Raw genomic sequence first — 19,350 nt, forward strand, 5'->3', positions numbered from 1 at the left:
TTCATTCTGACGGTCTACATAATTGGATCGTTCCAATCCCGTCAAGAGGGTTCAGTTCACTTTTTTGCACTGCTGATGGAACCGCCCGGACGGCTGCACCACCGGTAAAGCATATGGCATAACTGCCGAAACTTGCGGTAATTCAAAGACTTAATCGCAACTCGCAAGCGTGGCTCCGCCGCGAGGCGGACGCCGATAGCAGAAGCGTGACCGCAACATCTGCCGGCTTGTATTTTTCCAACTTGTCATTTGGAACGATCTAAATTACTCCTTCCGCAAGACCGAGGAGGATCAACGCCGATGACCAGCCTGCTGCTGCCGAACCGAGACGGCTCTGTCGAAGAATACCGGTTCCGCGGAACGCCGATCGCCCGACCCGAAGCGGTGCCAAGCTTCAGCCGCGTCGCCTATGCGGCCGCCCATGTCGTCTCCAACCCGCTCGACGACGCCGATCCGTGGGGCAATCCGGCCATCGATTGGGATGCGACCATGGCCTTCCGCCGCCATCTCTGGAGCCTCGGCTTCAAAATCGCAGAGGCTATGGATACCGCCCAACGCGGCATGGGACTTTCCTGGGCGGGCGCGCAGGAGCTGATCCGCCGGTCGCTTGCGGAGGCCCGCAGCGTCCCCGGCGCCGACCTTGCCTGCGGCGCCGGCACCGACCAGCTCGCACCCGCGGATGCGCGCTCCGTCGAGGACGTCATCGCCGCCTATGAGGAGCAGATCGGCTTCGTCGAGGCCGAGGGTGGGCGGGCGATCATGATGGCAAGCCGCGCGCTCGGCCGCGTCGCGCGCTCCGCAGACGACTACCGCCGCGTCTACGGCCGCATCCTGTCCCAGGCCAAGGATAAGGTGGTGCTGCATTGGCTGGGCGACATGTTCGACCCGCAGCTCAGGGGCTATTGGGGCTCGGAGAATTTCGAGGAGGCGCTGGAAACGGTGCTCTCCATCGTTCGCGAGAACAGCGCCAGAGTCGAAGGCATCAAGATTTCGCTCCTCGACAATGGCAAGGAAGTGCGGCTTCGCGATGGTCTGCCGGAGGGCGTGCTCTGCTTCACCGGCGACGACTTCAACTATGCGGAACTGATCGAGGGCGACGGCGAGAAATACAGCCACGCCCTGCTCGGCATCTTCGACGCCGTTGCTCCCTCGGCTTCAAAGGCCCTTGCGGCGCTTGCGGCCGGCGATGTCGCGACCTTTCGCGGCGTGATCGAGCCGACCGTGCCGCTGTCGCGCAAGATCTTCGAGGCGCCGACGCAATATTACAAGGCCGGGGTCGTGTTTCTGGCCTGGCTCAACGGCCATCAGCGCCATTTCACCCTTCCGGCCGGCCTGCAATCCGCCCGTGGGCTTCTGCACTACGCAGAAATCTTCCGCCTGGCCGACCAGGCAAATGTGCTCGACGAGCCGGAGCTTGCGTCAACGCGGATGCGGAACTTGCTTGCCGTGCTGGGGGTGGAGCAGGGGGGTAGGCACTACAATTTTTAGCCTTTTCGGCCCCCTCATCCGCCTGCCGGCACCTTCTCCCCGCAGGCGGGGAGAAGGCTAGGGTGGGGGAAACTTCCAGGCCGACAGTTCAGAGAATCGGCGCCACCAATCCTCTCTTCGCCAGCATCGCGTCCGGGCTCGGCAGCTTGCCGCGGAAGGCCTTGTAGGCGTCTTCCGGGTCGATGGCGCCGCCGACGGAATAGATGTGGGCCTTGAGTCTCGCCGCCATTTCCGGGTCGAAGGGATTGCCGGTTTCCTCGAAAGCGGCGAAGGCGTCGGCATCGAGCACTTCCGACCACATGTAGGAATAGTAGCCGGCGGAATAGCCGTCGCCCGAGAAGACATGCAGGAAATGCGGGCTGCGGTGGCGCATGACGATCGACTGCGGCATGCCGATGCTTTCGAGCGTCGCCGCCTCCAGCGCCTTCGGGTCGGATGTCGCTTCCGCCGTGTGATAGGCCATGTCGACGAGCGCCGACGAGGTGAATTCCACCGTCGCGAAGCCGGAATTGAAAGTCCGGGCGGCGAGCACTTTTTCGAGCAGCGCCTCCGGCATCGGCGCGCCGGTCCGGTAGTGTACGGCATAGGTTTTGAGGATCTCCGGCACGGTCAGCCAGTGCTCGTAAAGCTGCGACGGCAGTTCGACGAAATCGCGCGAAACGCCGGTGCCCGATACTGACGGATAGGTGACGTTGGAGAGCATGCCGTGCAGCGCATGCCCGAACTCGTGGAACAGCGTGCGGGCATCGTCGAGCGAGAGCAGCGCCGGCTTGCCTTCGGCGGGTTTCGCGAAGTTGCAGACATTGTAGATGATCGGGATTTCGCCGGTCGCGCCATTCTTGAGCGGAAGCTTATGCTGCGACTGAAACGAGCTCATCCAGGCGCCGGAACGTTTGGACGAGCGGGCGAAATAGTCGCCCAGGAATAGCGCCACCAGCCTGCCCTGGGCATCGCGGATCTCGAAGACGCGGACATCCGGATGATAGGCGGCGATGCCTTTCTTCTCCGTGGCCGTGATGCCGAACAGGCGATGGGCGACGGCGAAACAGGCGTCGATGATCTTCTCGAGCTGGAGATAGGGCTTCAGTTCGCTTTCCGAGAAGCTGAACGTCTCGGCCCTGAGCTTTTCGGCATAGTGGCGCCAATCCCAGGGCATGACCTCGTGGTTGCGGCCTTCGGCGGCGATCAGTTTCGCAAGCTCCGCCTCTTCCTCGCGGGCGCGTGCGGCCGCCTTTTCCCAGACCTGCATCAGGAGACCGTTCACCGTCTCGGCTGTCTTCGCCATGGTGTCGTCCAGCTTCAACGCCGCATAGTTCTCGTAGCCGAGCAGCCTCGCCTTTTCCGCCCGGAGCGAGAGCGTCTCGGCGATGATGGCGCGATTGTCGGTGTCGCCGCCGTTTTCGCCGCGCGCGATCCAGGCCTTGAACGCCTGCTCGCGCAGTTCCCGGTTTTCGGAGAAGGTCAGGAAGGGCTCGATGATCGAGCGCGATAGCGTCACCGCATATTTGCCGTCCTCGCCCCGGTCGCGAGCCGCAGCCGCCATGGAGTCGAGAAGGAAATCCGGCAGGCCCGCCAGTTCCTCCTCGCTCGCAAGCACCAGCGCCCACAGCTTCTCGTCACCAAGCACGTTCTGGCCGAACTTCGCTCCGAGGCCGGCAAGCCTCTCGTTGATCTCTGCAAGGCGCTCCTGGTCCGGCTTGTCGAGCTTCGCCCCGGACTTGACGAAACCCTTCCAGTGACGCTCGAGGACTCGCATCGCCTCGAGGTCGAGCCCCATGTCCTCACGCTTCTCCCACAGCGCATCAATGCGGGCGAAGAGCACGGGATTCGTGCCGATCTTCGAGTAGTGCCGCGACATCTTCGGCGCGATCTCGCGCTCGAGCGCCTGGATCAGGTCGTTGGTGTGGGCACCCGCCTTGTTCCAGAAGAGCGCCGAGACGCGCGAAAGTTCATCGCCGGCGATCTCCAGCGCGACGATGGTGTTCTCGAAGGTCGGCGGCTCCGGATTGTTGGCGATCGCCTCGATCTCTGCTTCATGGGCAGCAAGCGCCGCATCGAAGGCGGGCGCGAAATCCTCGTCTTTCACGGCATCGAAGCGCGGCAGGCCTTCGTGTCCGGTCCAGCGGACGAGGGCAGGGTTGAGCGAAACGTTGACGGTCATTGATGTTCCTTTCGCTAGCAGGACCGGCAGGGCCGGAAAAGGGCGTCTCGGGCGCAGAGAGTCAGAGGTCCCGCCTAAAGTGCCGCGCGTCTTATCAGACGCAATCGGACGCGCAAAGCTCGCCGTAGCACTTCGAATTGGCGCATGTCTTGGTCCATAAATCGAGGTCGCTTTAGGGAGACATGCAGTAGGGCAACCGTCAAGGCTCGTGATGCCTGCCGCTCGGGTTGCGATCGGCCATTCGAGTGGTACACCATCACTCCGTCAAGCGGAGAGGACGATGCACCGGCATCCGGCGCCGCGCACAATTCTTTCGGCGGCGCGATTTCCCTCGATACGAAGTTGCGCTAAGAGCGCTGCAGCGCCGCTTGGTCTTCTCGGACGCACGACGGTAGCTGTAGCCCTTAAAGTGCTGCATGTTCTCATCCTTAAATCGGGTGGGAAAGGGAACATGCAGTTGTTTCCCCGCAAGAGGATGATCCATGACTGTGCGCAATCTCTTCCTTCTGCCCGGCGACGGCATCGGCCCGGAAGCCATGGCGGAAGTCCGCAAAATCATCGACTACATGAATGCCGAACTTGGTGCCGGCTTCGTGACGGACGAGGGCCTTGTGGGTGGCTCCGCCTATGACGCCCATGGCGCGGCGATCTCGGAAGGGGACATGGCCAAGGCGCTTGCCGCCGATGCCGTGCTCTTCGGCGCCGTCGGCGGACCGAAATGGGATGCGGTGCCCTATGAGGTGCGGCCGGAGGCGGGCCTCCTGCGCCTGCGCAAGGATCTCGAGCTCTTCGCCAACCTGCGCCCGGCGATCTGCTATCCCGCGCTTGCCAACGCGTCCTCGTTGAAGCCGGAACTGGTCGAGGGTCTCGATATCCTCATCGTGCGCGAACTGACCGGCGGCGTCTATTTCGGCGAGCCGAAGGAGATCATCGACCTCGGCAACGGGCAGAAGCGGGGCATCGACACCCAAGTCTATCACACCTACGAGATCGAGCGCATCGCCGGCGTCGCCTTCGAGCTGGCGCGCACCCGCAAGAACCGCGTCTGCTCGATGGAAAAGCGCAACGTCATGAAGTCGGGCGTACTCTGGAACCAGGTGGTTACCGAGACGCACAAGGCGAAATACCCGGATGTCGAGCTCGAGCACATGCTGGCGGATGCCGGCGGCATGCAGCTCGTGCGCCAGCCGAAGCAGTTCGACGTGATCGTCACCGATAACCTCTTCGGCGACATGCTTTCCGACGTCGCCGCGATGCTCACCGGTTCGCTCGGCATGCTGCCGTCGGCCTCGCTCGGCGCGCCGGACGAAAAGACCAGCAAGCGCAAGGCCCTCTACGAGCCGGTGCACGGCTCGGCTCCTGACATAGCGGGCAAGGGCATCGCCAACCCGATCGCCATGATCGCCTCCTTCGCCATGTGCCTGCGCTATTCGTTCAACCTCGTGAAGGAAGCCGACAACCTGGAAAGGGCGATCGCCAACGTGCTCGATAAGGGCATCCGCACCGGCGACATCATGGCAGAAGGCTGCCGCCAGGTCGGCACCGCCGAGATGGGCGATGCGATCCTAGCCGAATTCAAGGCGCTCCCGGCCTGAGAGTATTTCCGTTCCAATCCGCGAAAGGACACCTCCGGTCACCACCGGGGGTGTTTTCGTCCGTGGCCCCTTGAATTCGTGCAATTCGCCTTCAAATCCATGATAGCCACAATGGATGGAGTGAAATGCGCTTACCACTTTCCAGCACCGCCTGGATCCTGCTGACGACCATCGTTCTGATGCTTGCTTTGATGCCGCTCGATCCGCATCTGGCGGAATGGGCGCAGGACCTGCCCGAAGGCGTCGTCGACTTCAATGAGGCGATCACCGATTTCGGCACCTTTGGCTGGATGATCTATGGGTCCATCTTCCTGATGATCGTTGCCTTCATTGCCAGACGCACCGCGCAGGGCGAGACGGTGCGGCAGCGAGCGCGAACGGTGCGAAGTCTTTCCGCCTATTTCCTCCTGACGATCGGTACCGCCAGTGTGCTCGTTCACGGGCTGAAGTTCCTGATCGGCCGCGCCCGTCCGGAGCTTCTGGAGGACTATGGCGCCTATAGTCTGACGCCTTTCGCCGGCGAGCACGTGTTCGAGAGTTTCCCCTCCGGCCACTCGACCGCAGCCGGCGCCCTGTTCGGGGCCTTTGCGATGCTGATGCCGCAGTTCCGGCCGCTATTCTTCGTCTTCGCTATGACCATCGGCACCTCGCGCGTGATCGTCGGCGCTCATTACCCGAGCGACGTGGCCGCCGGCCTGCTGCTCGGTCTCTGGACAGCGGTGATGGTTGCCTTCCTCTTCGCCCGGCAGGGCTGGCACTTCCGATGGGGTGCCAACGGCTGGCCGGTGTCCAAGACCGCGCAAACCGCTGCGCAGGACAAGCCCCAATAAAAAGCCGGCGCGGAAGGCCGCGCCGGAAGTGGGAGAGGTCTCTAGCAGCCGCGCGCCTGATAAGACGCGCGGCGCGGTAGTCTCGAACGAAGAGGATGTCAGAAAAGCGCCTGCGGAGGCAGGGATGCTTTCGTTCTATGACTTTAGTCTAATGCGGCGATCGTCGAAACGGGACGTGCCAATCGGTCCTTTGGCTCTCGGAGAATTGATGCCAGGCGCCGTCTGCGGCTTGACTCTTGCCGAAAAGCCGGTAAGAGCAGCGGCGAACGAGGAAGCCGCCATGGGACCCATTCTTGCGTCCATCGCTCAGCCGATCCTGCCGGCCCATGCCGCCGGGCGGGTTCGCCTTTACTCGCTCGCCAGCAAAACAACGGCCAAAACGACGACGAAAACCGTCTGACGTCTCTGGCCCTCCGCTCTCTCCCCGGTAAGGCCGGGGATAGGAACCTCGCGGGCGGAACCGCGCGGCTCCCCTCCACCAGACGAGGAGAGACAGAAAGAGAGCTTTGATCATGGGTTTCAAGATTGCAGTCGCAGGCGCCACCGGCAATGTCGGCCGGGAAATGCTGAACATCCTTTCAGAACGTGGGTTTCCTGCAGCAGAGGTTGTGGCGCTCGCCTCCTCGCGTTCCATCGGCACCGAGGTCTCCTACGGCGACAAGACGCTGAAGGTCTCCAATCTCGAAACCTATGATTTCTCCGATACGGACATATGCCTGATGTCGGCCGGCGGCGCGGTTTCGCTGAAATACTCGCCGAAGATCGGTCAGCAGGGCTGCGTCGTGATCGACAACTCCTCCGCGTGGCGCTACGACGCCGAGGTGCCGCTGATCGTGCCGGAGGTCAATCCGGATGCGATCTCCGGCTTCACCAAGAAGAACATCATCGCCAACCCGAATTGCTCGACCGCCCAGCTCGTCGTCGCGCTGAAGCCGCTGCACGACCACGCTACGATCAAGCGCGTGGTGGTCTCAACCTATCAGTCGGTTTCCGGTGCCGGTAAGGACGGCATGGACGAACTCTTCAATCAGACGCGCGCTGTCTTCGTGGCCGATCCGATCGAGAGCAGGAAGTTCACCAAGCGCATCGCCTTCAACGTCATTCCGCATATCGACGTCTTCATGGAGGACGGCTACACCAAGGAAGAGTGGAAGGTCCTCGCCGAAACGAAGAAGATGCTCGACCCGAAGATCAAGGTGACCTGCACGGCCGTGCGCGTTCCGGTCTTCATCGGCCATTCGGAATCGGTCAATATCGAGTTCGAAAAGGAAATCACCGCAGAGGAGGCGCGCGAAATCTTGCGCGAGGCACCGGGTTGCCTGGTCGTCGACAAGCGCGAGAACGGCGGCTACGTGACGCCCTATGAATGCGCCGGCGAAGACGCGACCTACATCTCGCGCATCCGCGAGGACGCAACCGTCGAGAACGGTCTCAACATGTGGATCGTCTCCGACAACCTGCGCAAGGGTGCGGCACTCAATGCCGTCCAGATTGCCGAGCTTTTGGTCAATCGCGGCCTGATCAGGCCGCGCAGCAAAGCTGCCTGAGGCGACGAGTCACGACCCCCGCCCGGATCGCATGGACCGGATGGGCGTGCGAAATATGGCAGAGCGGGGAAGGCCGGCAATTCTCCTTGCGCCTCCCGCTCCAGCTTGCACTGCATGTCTCCTCAAATCGACCTCGATTTGAAGGCAAAGACATGCAGCAATTCAAAGCCTATGGCGACTTTTGCGCGTCTGACAGGACGGGCGGCGCCGTAGAATTGGGCCGGCCATGGATTCACGTGAAACCATGGCCGTTCCGGAAGACGGCCAGGCCGGCCGGTTTCAGCATTTTCTTGGACACAACAGACGGGCAATCACGGGGTATCTTATGTACAGGATGAAGCGCACAGCGGCGGGGCTCGCGGCCCTCATCTCAATGGCGGTCCTTCCCGCGGCCGCTTTCGCGGCGCAATGCGGCAATGACGGCGGCCGGTTTTCGGCCTGGGTGCAAGAGTTCAAGCGCGAGGCCGCCGGCAACGGCATCAGCCAATCGGTGCTAGACCAGGCGCTCAGCGGCGTTTCCTACAGCCGGGCAACCATTCGCGCCGACCGAGGGCAGAAGAGCTTCAAGCTCTCGCTCGACCAGTTCATGCAGAAGCGGGGTGGTCAGGTGATCATTTCGCGCGGCAGGAAGATGCGCGCGCAGAATGCCAAGCTCTTCGACTCGATCGAACGGCGCTACGGTGTCCCGGCCGGTCCGCTGATCGCCATCTGGGGCATGGAGACCGGCTTTGGCTCGTTCCTCGGCAAGGAACACACGCTGTCCGCCGTGGCCACCCTGGCCTATGACTGCCGCCGCTCCGCCTATTTCACCGAACAGCTCTACGCTGCCCTGCAGCTTGTCGGCCGCGGCGACCTGAGCCCCTCTGCCCGCGGCGCCGCGCATGGCGAAATCGGTCAGACGCAGTTCCTGCCGCTGAACGTGCTGAGATATGGTGTCGATGGCGACGGCGACGGACATATCGACATGGTCCGCTCCAAGACGGACGCGCTGGCCTCGACCGCGAACTTCCTGCGCGGGCATGGATGGCAGCCGGGCGCCGGCTACCGGCCCGGCGAGCCGAACTTCGTCGCCATCCAGGGTTGGAACGCCGCCAGCGTCTACCAGCAGGCGATCGCCATCATCGCCTCCGAGATCGACGGCGACTGAGAGGAACCGATCCCGGGGGCGATTTTCCCCTCATCCGGCCTGCCGGCCACCCTCTCCCCGCAAGCGGGGCGAGGAGGCCCGCGGAAATAGCCGCTTATCGTGATGAGACGCTACAACGTCGTACGTCTTTTCAGACGCGCAAACCTGCGCGATCGAGCTTTCCAAAATCGGATCCGATTTTGGGCCGATGCGCCAAGCTCGAATGGAACGGCTTCCTTGCTCACAATCCGGGCCGGGCGAAATCGCCGGTCTTCGCATCCATGACCCAAAGCTCGCCGGTCGAGATATCGAACCACGCGCCATGGAGCCGCAGCTTGCCCTTGGCCTCGAGAACCTGCACGCAAGGAAAGGTCCTCAGATTGGCCACCGAATTGCGGATCGACACGCGCTCGAGCGACCGCTGGCGTTCCGCTGGGGTCATGCACTCGTTGCTCTGGATCTGTTCGGCAGCGGGCTTCAGCAGGTGCATCCAGCGACCGATGAAATCGCCGGGAGAGAGCGGCTCCGCATCCGGGTCGAGCGCCGCCTTGATGCCGCCGCAACGACCGTGGCCCATGATCACGATGTCGCTGACGCGCAGGGACTGGACGGCAAATTCCAGAGCGGCGGAGGTCGAGTGATAGTGCCCGTCCGGCTCGTAGGGCGGCATCATATTCGCAACATTGCGGACGACGAAGAGCTCCCCCGGCCCGCTGTCGAAGATTGTCTCCGGCGCGGCGCGAGAATCGCAACAGGCGATCACCATCGTCGTCGGCTTCTGTCCGCTCTCGGCGAGCGTCCGATAGCGTTGCTGCTGTTCGCTGAAACGGCCCCCCATGAAATTGCGGTAGCCGGTCAGGAGATGTTCCGGAAAGCTCTGCTTCTCCATCAGTTACCCCGTGTCATCCACTGCATCGATCATTGTTCCATGGCCTCTCGGGTACCATGGAGCGTCGAAGTGTTACAGCGCGCTTTGCGTGCCCGAAAGGGTAAATAATCTTCATGAGCCAATTCTTTTGTGCCCGCCCCGCCTATTTCCGTCGCATTTGGCCCGGATGCATGAGGCGGCGCATCTGCACCATCGCCATCGGCGTCGCCAGGCTCGGGGCGTCCTGTTCGAGCGTCAGCTCGTCGGCGCCGCGCTTGGCGGTGCGCGCAATGACCTCGAATACGCTGGCGGTGGCCATCTGCAGGGCGCGCTCCTCGGAAAGACCCTGCAGGAGCCGCGCAAGAAAGACGGCCGCGAGCAGGTCCCCCGCACCGTTCGGCGGATTTTCCACCAGCCGATGCTCCGCAAGCAGGGCATGACGACCGGACAGATAGAGATTGCCCGTGCCGCCGTTCATCATCGCGACCGCCGATGTGACGAGCACCCGCGGCGGCCCGAGCCCGAGTGCCGCTTCGAGGATCGCCGCATTCGAGTCGAGTTCCGCACCCGCCAGCCAGGAAAGTTCGAAACGGTTCGGCGTCGCCAATGACGCAAGCGGCAGCAGCCGGTCGCGAACGGCGGCGGCGATCTCGGCCGGGATATAGAGCCCGTTCGCATCGCCGATCACCGGATCGCAAGCGTAGAGAAGATCGGGATTGCGGTGCTTGAGCGCCGTCACCAGTCGTGCGACTCCCTCGGCCTGCCCAGCCGTACCGAGATAGCCGGAAAGAACCGCCCGCACTTCGCCGATCCAGGGCGCATCGATGATATCGTCGACGATCGACTGGAATTCCGCCTCCGGCATCGTCACCCGCGTCGCGCGGCCATGACCGGGATGCCATGACAGAATGACCGTAGGCAGCGCCCAGACCCTGTGCCCGAGCGTCTCCAGTGCGAAAACCGCCGCGCGGTTGCCGACCGTGCCGCGGACCACGTGACTGGATATGACGATGACGGCGCCAGGCGCGGCAGGAATTTCAGGCATCGGGCGATCCTTGGGCTCTGTTCTACTGCATGTCTGCGGACGTCGATTATAGACAGGTCGTAGTTCAAAGTGCTGCAGCGACCTTTCCGCGTCTGAGCGAACGCGTGACGTTGTGGCTGTGATCGCCGACTGCCGTGGCCCTGTCAACGGGATGTTGATCGGGCCGGAAGCCGAGTTCGGTCATGCCCGGCGTTTTCGCTCGTTCGCGCTGTTTTTGGAGAAAAATCTGCAAAACCGCGCCCGATTTAAATGGATTTAGGTCTATTCTGCGTGAAATTCTCCAAAAATAGGCTCGATTTTGCCCAAATCCATCATAAAACGATCGCCATCGGCCATGGTTCTGATAGGTTCGTCTATCATATTTGGGGAGCGACTTCATGGGTGTGAAATACAATCCGAAGCGGGATCGGCATATCGATGCCGCCCGGGCAGCGGTGGGCAAGATCGGAATCGACACACTGCCGCCGGAGATCCTCTTCGGGGGCGCGAGCAACGACGACCTGGACCTTTATTCGCCAGATATGCTGGCCTTGACCGCCGCGCATGCCCGCAAGGAACTGGCCCGCTGGGACGGTGGCAAGCCGCAGGTTTCGGTGGAAACGGTGCCCGGAGTCGCGCCGGGCGGCAGCGAGGTTTCGATCATCGCGATCACCGAGCGCAACATGCCGTTCCTCTATGACTCGGTCATGGGCGAGGTGACGAGCACCCATCGCGACATTCACCTTGCCATCCACCCGATCCTCCTCATGAAACCGGGCAAGCCGGTCAAACTTTTCGATCCGGAAGAGGAAAGCGATCCGGCGCATCGCGTCAGCCATATCCAGATCCACCTCGGCAAGCTGACACCGATCGAGGAGCGCTCGCTCAGCAAGCGCATCACCGACGTCCTGGAGCAGGTGCATCAAGCCGTGCACGACTGGCCGGCCATGACGGCGCTGCTCGACCAGGTCATGCGCGAGCTCGAGGACTACAACGCCTCGCGCAAGAAGAGCGATCGTGACGAGGCGCTCGCCTTCCTTCGCTGGCTAAGGGACAACAACTTCACCTTCCTCGGCATGCGCGAATACACCTATTCCGGCAAGGGCGAGAATGCGACGGTCGAGCGCGGCAAGGGCAGGGGCCTCGGCATCCTCTCCAATCCGGAGGTACGCGTCCTCAGGCAGGGCAACGACGCCGTCTTCACCACGCCGGAGATCCTCGCCTTTCTCGAAGGTCCGGACTTCCTGATCGTTACCAAGGCGAATATGAAGTCGGTCGTGCACCGCCGCGCCTACATGGATTACATCGGCGTCAAGCGCTTCGACGCGTCCGGCAATGTCATCGGCGAGTTGCGCATCGTCGGCCTCTTCACCTCGACCGCCTACACCCGCCAGGCGGCGGAGATTCCGCTCCTCCGACACAAGATCGAGAAGATCATCGACCATTTCGGTTACGACCCGCAGAGCCACTCGGGCAAGACCCTGGCGAATACGTTGGAATCCTACCCGCGCGACGATCTCTTCCAGATCGATGTCGGGCTTCTGGCCGCCTTCTGCGAACAGATGAACGAGCTCGGCGACCGGCCGCGGGTGCGCGTCCTGCCGCGCATCGACCATTTCGATCGGTTCGTCTCTGTCATCATATTCGTCCCGCGCGAACAATATGATTCCAGCGTCCGCGAGAAGATCGGCGATTACCTCAAAACCGTCTATGACGGCCGGGTGTCCGCCTATTATCCCGCCTTCCCGGAAGGGGGGCTGGCGCGCGTGCACTTCATCATCGGCCGCTCGGGCGGCAAGACGCCACGCGTCCCGCAGGCCAAGCTCGAAGATGCGGTGCGCACCATCGTCACGCGCTGGATCGACCGCTTCAACCTGCTCGCCCGCAACGAAGGCATCGAGCTTTCCGCCGGGGAGGCCTATCAGGCCGCCTTCACGCCCGCCGAAGCCTATGCCGACCTTGGCGATATGTCGGCCTGCAAGAGCGACGACCCGATCCGCATCTCCTTCTACCACCGTCATGGCGAAAGGCCGGATGCGCTGGAATTGAAGATCTTCCACGCAAACCACCCGGTTTCGCTCTCCCGCCGCGTGCCGCTGCTCGAAAATCTCGGTTTCCGGGTGATCAGCGAGCAGACCTACGATATCGGCCTGCGCGCCCATGGCCAGGAGCAGTGCAATGTGGTGCTGCACGATATGGAGCTCCTGCATCGCGACGGACATGCGGTCAACCTTGCCAAGGCCGGCGTGGCGCTGGAGGAGGCTTTCCTCGCCGCCTGGGACGGCACGATCGAGGACGACAATTTTAACCGGCTGGTCCTTTTGGCGGGACTGACCGCCCGGGAAGTAACGGTGCTGCGCAGCTATGCGCGCTATCTGCGCCAGGCGGGCATCACCTATTCGCAAGGCTACATAGCCGACACACTGAACAAGTACCCGGCGATTGCCGCCGACATCTTCCGCCTGTTTACGACGCGGCTCGACCCGAAGCTCGAGGTGAAGGCGCGTCTGAAGAAGACCAACGCCCTGCTGGCCGCAATCGAGGAGGCGCTCTCGGCCGTGCCGAGCCTCGACGAGGACCGCATCCTGCGCCGCTACGTCAATGCGATTCAGGCGACGCTCAGGACTAATTATTTTCAGAAGGATGCGGAAGGCAGGCCGCGGCCAGTCCTCGCCTTCAAGCTCGATCCGAAGGCGCTCGAGGGCCTGCCGGAACCCCGCCCCTTCCGAGAGATTTTCGTCTACGGCACCGAAGTCGAGGGTGTACACCTTCGCTTCGGCAAGGTGGCGCGCGGCGGGCTTCGCTGGTCCGATCGGGCGCAGGACTACCGCACCGAGGTGCTGGGCCTCGTCAAGGCGCAGCAGGTGAAGAACGCGGTCATCGTCCCCGTGGGCGCCAAAGGTGGTTTCTACCCGAAACAGCTTCCCGCCGGCGGTACCCGCGACGAAATCTTCAGGACCGGGACGGAGGCCTACAAGACCTTCATTCGCAGCCTTCTGTCGGTGACCGACAACATCGTCGGCCCGGATGTGGTCCCGCCTGAGGACACGGTGCGGCTCGATGGCGACGACCCCTATTTCGTCGTCGCGGCCGACAAGGGAACCGCTACCTTCTCGGACATCGCAAATGCGCTGGCGCAGGAGGCGGACTTCTGGCTCGACGACGCCTTCGCCTCCGGCGGTTCGGCCGGCTACGACCACAAGAAGATGGGGATTACCGCCCGCGGCGCCTGGGAGGCGGTCAAGCGGCACTTCCGCGAGATGGACATCGACATCCAGACGACGCCCTTCACCGTGGCCGGCGTCGGCGACATGTCGGGCGACGTCTTCGGCAACGGCATGCTGCTCTCGGAAAAAATCCGGCTGATCGCCGCCTTCGATCATCGCGACATTTTCATCGATCCGAATCCGGATACCGATCTCTCCTTCGCCGAGCGCAAGCGCATGTTCGACCTGCCGCGCTCAAGCTGGCAGGATTACGACCGCAGGGCGCTTTCGCCGGGAGGCATGATCATTTCCCGCGCCGACAAGCTGGTGACGCTGACGCCCGAGGCCATGGCGGCGATCGGCATCGACAGACAGAAGGCAACACCTTTCGAGATCATGAATGCCATTCTGAAGAGCTCGGTCGACCTTCTCTGGTTCGGCGGCATCGGCACCTATGTGCGCGGCAGCAACGAGACGGATGCCGAGGTCGGCGATCGCGCCAACGACCCGATCCGCATTTCGGCGGAAGAGGTGCGCGCCCGGGTGATCGGCGAAGGCGCCAATCTCGGCGTCACCCAAAAGGGCCGCATCGGCTATTCGCTGAATGGCGGGCGCTGCAATTCCGACGCGATCGACAATTCGGCGGGCGTCAATTCCTCCGACGTCGAGGTCAATATCAAGATTGCGCTCGCCTCGGCCATGCGCGACGGACGCCTCACTCGGCCCAAGCGCAACACGCTGCTTGCCGCAATGACCAGCGAGGTGGCCCACCTGGTGCTCCGCAACAACTATCAGCAATCGCTCGCGATATCGCTGACGGAGATGCAGGGCCTTTCAAACCGCACGCCGCTGGCGCGGCTGATGGAACGACTCGAGGCCGACGGTCACCTCAACCGAAAGGTGGAGACCCTGCCGACGGATCAGACCATGCTCGAGCGCTACCAGGCGGGCAAGCCGCTGACGCGGCCCGAGATCGGCGTCCTGCTCTCCTATGCGAAGCTCGTGCTGTTCGATGAACTGATCAAGAGCGATCTTCCGGACGATGTCTATTTCACCGCGACGCTCGAGCGCTACTTCCCGGTAAAGATGCGCAAGACCTATGCCAGCGAGATCCGGGGTCATCGACTGCGCCGCGAGATCATCGCGACGATGCTCGCAAACGAGGCGATCAACCGCGGCGGCCCGGCCTTCATCTCGACGCTCACGGACGCGACCGGCTTCCTGCCCGCCGACGTCGTCAAGGCAGCCGTATTGGCACTCGACGGCTTCGACCTGCCGCGAATCTACGGCGAGATCGATGCCCTCGACAACAAGATCAGCGGCGGCGTCCAGAACCGGCTGTATCAGGAAGTCGGACGGGTATTCGCGCTCGTGACCGAACGAGCGCTGCGCACGCGCGCCGCAGAGGGATTGGTCACCGAGGCGGTTCAGCGCCTCAGGGACGGCCTGCAAAAGCTCCGTGCCACGACACGCGCAGCGATTTCCAGCGAGAGCGCCGAGGAGGCACAGCTGAAGACGACCGCCTTCATCGAGAGCGGCGTGCCGGCCAAGCTCGCCACAGAGATCGCCGAACTATCGCTGATGACACTGGTGCCGGAGATCATGCAGATCGCCACTGAGACGGGCGAACCGCTGAACCGAACGGCCCAAGGCTATTTCGCCGTCACGGAAAATCTCCGGATCAACCGCCTGCTGGCCGCCGCCGACCGTGTACCCGCCGTCGAGCAATTCGAGGCGATGGCGCTATCGCGCGCCGTTGCCGACATCGCCACCGCCCGCCGCGACATCACGATAACCGCCCTTGTCGAGCACAAAGGGGAGCGGAACCCTGTTCTGGCATGGGAGGAGCAGGATCGCGAACACGTCTTAAGCGTCCGCGATCAACTGAGGCTGCTAACCGAAAAGGGTGAGACCACGCTCGCTAAGATCGCGGTGGCAGCCGGCCTTCTCAGCGACCTTGCACGCGGCAGGGCGAAATGACACAGTCCCTCCGGGCTTCGTTGCCCGGGGGACTGATTCCGTTCCGGCTTGAAGCGCATTCGCGTGGCCCGATCCGCCGCAGGCGTGAACGGGCCTCGCAGCGGCGCGTCTTTACGGACGCACAAAGCCGCTGTGGCGCTCTTGAATTGCCGCATGTCTTGGTCTCAGAAACATGCTGGAACGGGTGGGAGAAGAAAGTTGGAGATCGCGGCTGCACAAGCAGTGGAACAGCGAAGGGCCTCGCGCCTCGGCATTGCCGGCTGGATGCTGTTCGACTGGGCTGCGCAGCCCTTCTTTACCGTTATCACAACCTTCATCTTCGCGCCCTATTTCGTCTCCCGGCTTGCGGCCAACCCCGCCGAGGGGCAGGCGATCTGGGGCTATACCCTCGCCGTTTCCGGGATCGTCATCGCCTTGCTCTCGCCGGTGCTTGGCGCCCTCGCCGACGCGACTGGGCCGCGCAAACCGTGGATCGGCGCCTTCGCCGCGATCAAAATCGTCTCGCTGGCGATGCTCTGGTTTGCCGTGCCCGGCTCGCCGCTCCTCTATTCGGCCATCCTCCTCGCGCTGGCGACCGTCGCCGCCGAATTCTCCATCGTCTTCAACGATTCGATGATGCCGCGTCTCGTCAGCGAGAAAGACGTGGGGCGAATCTCCAACATCGCCTGGGGGCTCGGCTATCTCGGCGGCATGATCGTGCTGATCGCCGTCGTCGCGCTCCTTGCCGGCAACCCGCAGACGGGCAAGACGGCACTCGGCCTCGACCCGCTCTTTGGCCTCGATCCGGCAAAGGGCGAGGATGCCCGCATTACCGGCCCGATCGCGGCGGCCTGGTACCTGATTTTCATCCTGCCGATGTTCCTGTTCACCCCGGATGCGGGCAGGGCGACGAATTCGCTCGCAAAGGCGACGGTGACGGGGCTCAGGGAGCTCAAGGGAACGCTTGGGGAGCTCAGAAAGCGGGCAGGTATATTGCGCTTCCTGGTCGGGCGTATGATCTATCAGGACGGCGTCAACGGCCTGATCGCGCTTGGCGGCGCCTTTGCCGCCGGCATGTTCGGCTGGCAGACGATGGAACTCGGCCTCTACGGCATCATCCTGAACGTGATCGCGATCTTCGGCTGCTTCTATGCCAGCCGGCTCGACATGCGGGTTGGCTCGAAGGCGATCGTCATCGCCAGCCTCGTCTGCCTCACCCTTGCCACGCTCGGTATCGTCTCGACCGGCCCCGGCTTCACGCTCTTCGGACTGATGACGCTGCCGACCGAGGATACGGGCGGGCTCTTCGGCACCGCCGCCGAGAAGGCCTATATCCTCTACGGCGTGCTCGTCGGCATCGCCTTCGGCCCGGTGCAGGCCTCGTCGCGCTCCTATCTCGCCCGCAGCGTCGCGCTCGACGAGGCCGGGCGCTATTTCGGGCTCTACGCGCTCTCCGGGCGGGCCACCTCGTTCCTGGCGCCGGCCTCCGTGGCGACGATCACGGTGCTGACGGGTTCGGCGCGGATCGGCATGATGGCGCTGGTCGCCTTCCTCGCCGTCGGCCTCGCCATCCTCCTGCGAACGCCCTATCCGGCGCATCGCCCCGAGTGAGAGGCCGTCGGGGAGCCAGACGGGTTTTTGAGGATACCCGAGTGGATAGAGCGGTTTCTCGCCCATTCCCTCCATCAGGCATCCTCGAGCCAGGTCGAGCCAGTCAAGCCCGAGGATCTCGGGGAGAAGAGGGCAGTCGGCACATGTAGGCCGTGCGTCTCTTTGACGCCGATCGATTCCAACGCAACGCCCAGCGTCGCGACCTTCACGATATCAGCCGCCCGCTCAATGCCGGAAGTGCCGCATCCCCGTGAACACCATCGCCACATCGTGCTCGTTTGCCGCGGCGATTACCTCGTCGTCGCGCATCGAGCCGCCCGGCTGGATGACGGCGGTGGCGCCGGCGGCAATCGCCGAGAGCAGTCCGTCGGCGAAGGGCAGGAAGGCCTCGGAGGCGACGGCGGAGCCGCGGGTCAACGGCGCGGCGAGACCCAGTGCCTTGGCCGCTTCCTCCGCCTTGACGGCGGCGATGCGGGCGGAATCGACGCGGCTCATCTGTCCGGCGCCGATGCCGGCGGTCTGGCCGTCCTTGGCGTAGACGACGGCGTTCGACTTCACGTGCTTAGCCACCTTGAAGGCGAATTTCATGTCCTCGAGCTCCTGCGCGGTCGGCGCCCGCTCGGTCACCACCTTCAGCTCCAGATCCTCGACCATGCCGTTGTCGCGTGTCTGCACGAGAAGACCGCCGGCCACCGTCTTGGCGGAAAGGCCAGGCACGCGCGGATCCGGCAGACCGCCGGCCGCAAGCAGGCGGAGGTTCGGCTTGCGGGCAATGATCGCCCTTGCATCGTCGCTGACGGATGGTGCGATGATCACCTCGGTGAAGAGCTTGACGATCTCCTCGGCCGTTTCCGCATCAAGCTCCTGATTGAGGGCGATGATGCCGCCAAAGGCCGAGGTCGAATCGCAGGCGAGCGCCCGCCGATAAGCCTCGACAAGGGTCGGCGCGGTGGCGACGCCGCAGGGATTGGCGTGCTTGATGATCGCGCAGGCGGGCGACTTGTCCGGCAGGAATTCGGCGACCAGCTCGAAGGCCGCGTCCGTGTCGTTGATATTGTTGTAGGAGAGCTGCTTGCCCTGCAGGAGGCTTGCGGTCGCGACACCGGGGCGCTTGTCGCCGGTCACGTAGAAGCCAGCCTTCTGGTGCGGGTTTTCGCCGTAGCGCATCTCCTCCTTGAGCACGCCGCCGATCACGCGGTGGCGCGGCATGGGCGTGTCGAGCGCTTCTGCGAACCAGTTGGAGATCGCCGCATCGTAAGCGGCGGTGCGAGCATAGGCCTTGGCCGCCATCTTCTGGCGGAAGGCGTAGCGCGTGGTGCCGTCGGCAATCTCCTCGAGAAGCAGCGGGTAATCGGCCGGGTCGGTGACGATCGTCACATAGGCGTGGTTCTTGGCCGAAGCGCGGATCATGGCCGGGCCGCCGATGTCGATATTCTCGACCGTCGTCGGATAGTCGCCGCCGACTGCGCGCACTTCTTCGAAGGGATAGAGGTTGATGACGGCAAGGTCGATGGCCGCGATTCCGTGCTCACCCATGGCCGCCATGTGTTCGGCGTCGTCGCGAATGGCAAGCAGCCCGCCATGGACATTCGGGTGAAGCGTCTTGACCCGGCCGTCCATAATCTCCGGAAAGCCGGTCAGTTCCGAAACGTCGCTGACGGGAAGCCCGGCTGCGGAAATCGCCTTGTGGGTGCCGCCGGTCGAAACCAGCCGGATGCCCTTCTCGTGCAGAGCCTTGGCGAGCTCGACAACGCCTGTCTTGTCGGAGACCGAGAGCAGGGCGGTTTTGATCAGAACCTCGTTCGGGGCGGGGATTTTCTTGGAGGCGACAGCCATCAACCTTGCTCCTTTGGCAGCGCCGGACGCCTGCAGAGAACGGTTCCGGCGGTTGGGATGGCTGCCCGTTAGCACAGCTTCCCACGGGAAGAAACCGTC

12 protein-coding genes are annotated in these 19,350 nt (G+C 63.3%); 8 read left to right on the forward strand and 4 right to left on the reverse strand.

Annotated elements, in window-relative coordinates; genetic code table 11:
* Positions 1–300 precede the first annotated feature (300 nt).
* Positions 301–1,488, forward strand: a complete 1,188-nt coding sequence (locus tag SJ05684_RS15980) for a dihydrodipicolinate synthase family protein (protein ID WP_034852709.1) — start codon at positions 301–303, stop codon at positions 1,486–1,488.
* A gap of 88 nt (positions 1,489–1,576) precedes the next feature.
* Here SJ05684_RS15980 and SJ05684_RS15985 read toward each other — a convergent pair whose 3' ends face one another.
* Complete coding sequence (locus SJ05684_RS15985) at positions 1,577–3,649, reverse strand: M3 family metallopeptidase (RefSeq protein ID WP_034852708.1); 2,073 nt, start codon at positions 3,647–3,649, stop codon at positions 1,577–1,579.
* A 482-nt stretch (positions 3,650–4,131) separates the two neighbouring features.
* Here SJ05684_RS15985 and leuB point away from each other — a divergent pair, with 482 nt between their 5' ends.
* From leuB to SJ05684_RS16010, 5 genes are all read left to right on the forward strand, one after another.
* Positions 4,132–5,244 (forward strand): 3-isopropylmalate dehydrogenase, encoded by a 1,113-nt coding sequence (gene leuB, locus SJ05684_RS15990; RefSeq protein WP_034852707.1) that lies wholly within the window; start codon positions 4,132–4,134, stop codon positions 5,242–5,244.
* A 125-nt stretch (positions 5,245–5,369) separates the two neighbouring features.
* Complete coding sequence (locus SJ05684_RS15995) at positions 5,370–6,074, forward strand: phosphatase PAP2 family protein (RefSeq protein ID WP_034852706.1); 705 nt, start codon at positions 5,370–5,372, stop codon at positions 6,072–6,074.
* A 208-nt stretch (positions 6,075–6,282) separates the two neighbouring features.
* Positions 6,283–6,474, forward strand: a complete 192-nt coding sequence (locus SJ05684_RS16000) for a hypothetical protein (RefSeq protein ID WP_034852705.1) — start codon at positions 6,283–6,285, stop codon at positions 6,472–6,474.
* Positions 6,475–6,586: 112 nt separating this feature from the next.
* Positions 6,587–7,621 (forward strand): aspartate-semialdehyde dehydrogenase, encoded by a 1,035-nt coding sequence (locus tag SJ05684_RS16005; RefSeq protein ID WP_034852704.1) that lies wholly within the window; start codon positions 6,587–6,589, stop codon positions 7,619–7,621.
* Between the two features lie 325 nt (positions 7,622–7,946).
* Positions 7,947–8,768: a lytic murein transglycosylase gene (locus tag SJ05684_RS16010; RefSeq protein WP_034852852.1), complete on the forward strand. Its 822-nt coding sequence runs from the start codon at positions 7,947–7,949 to the stop codon at positions 8,766–8,768.
* Between the two features lie 220 nt (positions 8,769–8,988).
* On the opposite strand, the gene SJ05684_RS16015 is transcribed toward SJ05684_RS16010, so the two are convergent.
* Positions 8,989–9,636 carry a carbonic anhydrase gene (locus tag SJ05684_RS16015; protein ID WP_034852703.1) on the reverse strand — a complete coding sequence of 216 codons (648 nt, stop codon included), beginning with the start codon at positions 9,634–9,636 and terminating at the stop codon, positions 8,989–8,991.
* Positions 9,637–9,778: 142 nt separating this feature from the next.
* The gene (pdxY, locus tag SJ05684_RS16020; RefSeq protein ID WP_095694288.1) at positions 9,779–10,660 is read right to left on the reverse strand and encodes a pyridoxal kinase PdxY; all 882 of its coding nucleotides are present in this window, start codon (positions 10,658–10,660) and stop codon (positions 9,779–9,781) included.
* 377 nt (positions 10,661–11,037) lie between these two features.
* Between pdxY and SJ05684_RS16025 the strand changes: the two genes are divergently transcribed.
* Both SJ05684_RS16025 and SJ05684_RS16030 read left to right on the forward strand, forming a co-directional pair.
* A complete protein-coding gene (locus tag SJ05684_RS16025; protein WP_034852698.1) occupies positions 11,038–15,825 on the forward strand; it encodes an NAD-glutamate dehydrogenase in 4,788 nt (1,595 codons plus the stop codon).
* 198 nt (positions 15,826–16,023) lie between these two features.
* Entirely contained in the window at positions 16,024–17,415 is a 1,392-nt protein-coding gene (locus SJ05684_RS16030) for an MFS transporter (RefSeq protein ID WP_034852697.1), read from the forward strand.
* Positions 17,416–17,640: 225 nt separating this feature from the next.
* Here SJ05684_RS16030 and purH read toward each other — a convergent pair whose 3' ends face one another.
* Positions 17,641–19,251, reverse strand: a complete 1,611-nt coding sequence (gene purH / locus SJ05684_RS16035) for a bifunctional phosphoribosylaminoimidazolecarboxamide formyltransferase/IMP cyclohydrolase (protein WP_034852696.1) — start codon at positions 19,249–19,251, stop codon at positions 17,641–17,643.
* Positions 19,252–19,350 lie beyond the last annotated feature (99 nt).

It is taken from the genome of Sinorhizobium sojae CCBAU 05684, assembly GCF_002288525.1.
In the GTDB taxonomy this organism is placed as follows: domain Bacteria; phylum Pseudomonadota; class Alphaproteobacteria; order Rhizobiales; family Rhizobiaceae; genus Sinorhizobium; species Sinorhizobium sojae.